The organism is Algibacter amylolyticus (assembly GCF_014202225.1).
GTDB classification, from domain to species: Bacteria; Bacteroidota; Bacteroidia; order Flavobacteriales; family Flavobacteriaceae; genus Algibacter_B; species Algibacter_B amylolyticus.
Map to the genome: position 1 here is coordinate 1 of NZ_JACHGE010000018.1, position 2,500 is coordinate 2,500.

Consider the following 2,500-nt stretch of genomic DNA (forward strand, 5'->3'; position numbering starts at 1 on the left):
TGTGTGTACTCGGAAAATCCTACGGATTTTCCTCTGGTTCGTTTTCTTTTAGTATTTTAGACCTAGCCAACGTAACTAGCCATACACAACACGTTGTAGCCAATTAGAATGAAGACACTTTCCAAAAATAATGCAGAATTGAGAATTATACTTCCACTAATCTTGGGTTTATTAGGTAGTATTATTGCTTTCGTAATTTTAGCTGCATTCGGTATTCTCAAGCTCCTACTCTCACTTGGACTTCTCATTTTAGGAATTTTCTGGACTTACCATAGGTATATCCATTCTTACAACATCTTTTACGATGAAGAACAACTGATTTTAAAGAATAAAAAGGAACAGAGAAATATTGCCTTGACTAATATTAAAAGAGTAAAACTGACTTTAAGCGATATGCGGCTAATGGGATTTCAGTTCTATGAATATAAAATTGATTTTACTAATGAAACAGGTTCATCTGAAACGATTAATTTCTTTATATCAAATTCGAATTCACTATTATGGGAATTCCAAGATTTGATTAAATTGAAATCGCCAAATACTAAAATTGAGAATTATGCGCGAAGTTGGGAAAAATAAAAAACTGGCTACAACACAGTATAAAATTAATAATTTACTTTTGTGTATGTGCTAGATGGTAATTGTCTATTTAGCAACGGATTTTCCTAACGGAAAATCAGTCGCTGCATAACCAATTACTAACTTTATACAAACCGTTGTAACACATTTGACCAAACCAAGAAACATTGAGTAAATTAAAAGATTTAATAGATAGAATTGTTGAATTTGGAACAAATGAAAAAATTGAATCAGAAAACAAAACACTCGAAATCAAAAGACTACTAGTTGGAATTTATGCTGAATATCTGAAAGTAGAAACGGAATTTGACGAAACTGATTACGAAGAACCTTTGCGCTTAGATTATGACGGAATTAGAAGTATAGTAACTGAACATTTCCCAGATTTTGGTTGGTATCATTCTGCTTGGGAAAGTCATAAGATTAACGAAGATGCTGATTTGGTTACTGAAGATTCAATCGATGATTTGACTGATATAATAAAAGACTTAATAGAAGTTCAATGGAGATTGGAAAACAACAGCGAAAAAGATGGACTTTATCAATTTGAATTTTTAATGAAACATCATTCCGAACAACACTTGGTAAATTTACTCAAATACTTAAAAGACAAAGACGAATAATGTTTAAACTCAAGTATATATTTCTGACTTTGTTAATGTCAGTTTTAGTTTTTTTATCAACTTCATTTTTGACTGTATTTAATCATTTGACTTCACCAATTAATAGAACAGTTGGTTACAAATCTTTAGAGATTGGTTTCCCTTTCAAATATTACGAAGAATTTATGATAGATTGTCCAAATCCAAATTACGGTTGGAATTTGAATAATTTAATTTTAGATATAATTATAACATTAATAATTGTAAGCGGAATAATGTATTTCGTGAATAAAAACGTGTTACAACAACGTGTATAATTCATTGCTAGTTAGAGCCTACTTACGAAAGTCCTCGCGGACTTTCTATCTGTGATTTATTTGCTAACTTTAATGCTTAAACACGCAACGAAATCATACACAAAACCGTTGTGCTTAATGCAAAAAAAACCGAACTGAATTGATATTTAGACCTTTGAAATACAAAAAATACGCTGAAAAATCTTGTCAAAAGCTGAATGAATTTCAAAATGATTTCAGAAAAAAATATGACACTGATAATTATGAAAACTGGTTTTATAATCAATCAAGTGAAACATTAAGACTTTACTCGGAAAACAAAGAAATTTATTTCAAATACATTCCCGTTGGAACATTTTCGCAAAAGAAAAATACTTGGATGTGGTCTTGGGCAAACGAAAATTCTGTTGAACCGAGAAAATTTCAGACTTTAAAAGTTAAAGAATTCGGAGAAAAGAAGAATTACGAAAATCTAACGAATGAACATTTTGGTGGAGACAATTTTACAGGTTGGGAACTGACTTCTATCGCATTTGAAATAATTGGAGCAATTGGAACTTATCGAGTTATTTCGGACGATTTAGAAAAGTATTTTTTATTAACCGAAGAAATAACAAAAGAAGAAGTTGAAAAAATAGAAAGTGAATTAATTGAATGTGGAGTTCACGGAAAATTAAGAAAAGCATTTATTTGTCAACATTTGAATTCTAAACAAAAAACTGGATTTGAGGAAGCTTTTGAAACTTATCGAGGAATGGAATTGGACGAAGAAGATGATTTCCAAGCTTGGTGTTCAGAATGCGAAAAAGAGAGAATTAAAACAAATGGTTGGAATGACGAATCTATGGAGTTTGCTAAAATAAGTTTAGTTTGTGAAAGATGCTATTTTGAAATTAAAGAAATAAACGAATGAAAAAAGCACTAAGCACAACAAAGAACTGAGGTAAAAAACAACTCTTTTCTTCATTAATTTGAGACATTATTATTTTAGGCTCAGAGATTCAAAATTGTGATTCTTTGAGC

At 30.4% G+C, this 2,500-nt stretch carries 3 protein-coding genes; all 3 read left to right on the forward strand.

What is annotated here, in order from left to right; all coding sequences use genetic code 11:
* The first annotated feature begins 108 nt into the window (after positions 1-108).
* Positions 109-579, forward strand: a complete 471-nt coding sequence (locus HNQ90_RS17805; protein ID WP_144118280.1) for a hypothetical protein — start codon at positions 109-111, stop codon at positions 577-579.
* Between the two features lie 167 nt (positions 580-746).
* The gene (locus tag HNQ90_RS17810) at positions 747-1,202 is read left to right on the forward strand and encodes a DUF5063 domain-containing protein (protein WP_144118279.1); all 456 of its coding nucleotides are present in this window, start codon (positions 747-749) and stop codon (positions 1,200-1,202) included.
* A 435-nt stretch (positions 1,203-1,637) separates the two neighbouring features.
* Positions 1,638-2,390 (forward strand): DUF6882 domain-containing protein, encoded by a 753-nt coding sequence (locus HNQ90_RS17820; protein ID WP_144118277.1) that lies wholly within the window; start codon positions 1,638-1,640, stop codon positions 2,388-2,390.
* Positions 2,391-2,500 lie beyond the last annotated feature (110 nt).

What these genes read in the sequence shown, in the direction of transcription:
- HNQ90_RS17805 (WP_144118280.1), top strand. Translation starts at nt 109, where the DNA reads ATGAAGACACTTTCCAAAAATAATGCAGAATTGAGAATTATACTTCCA.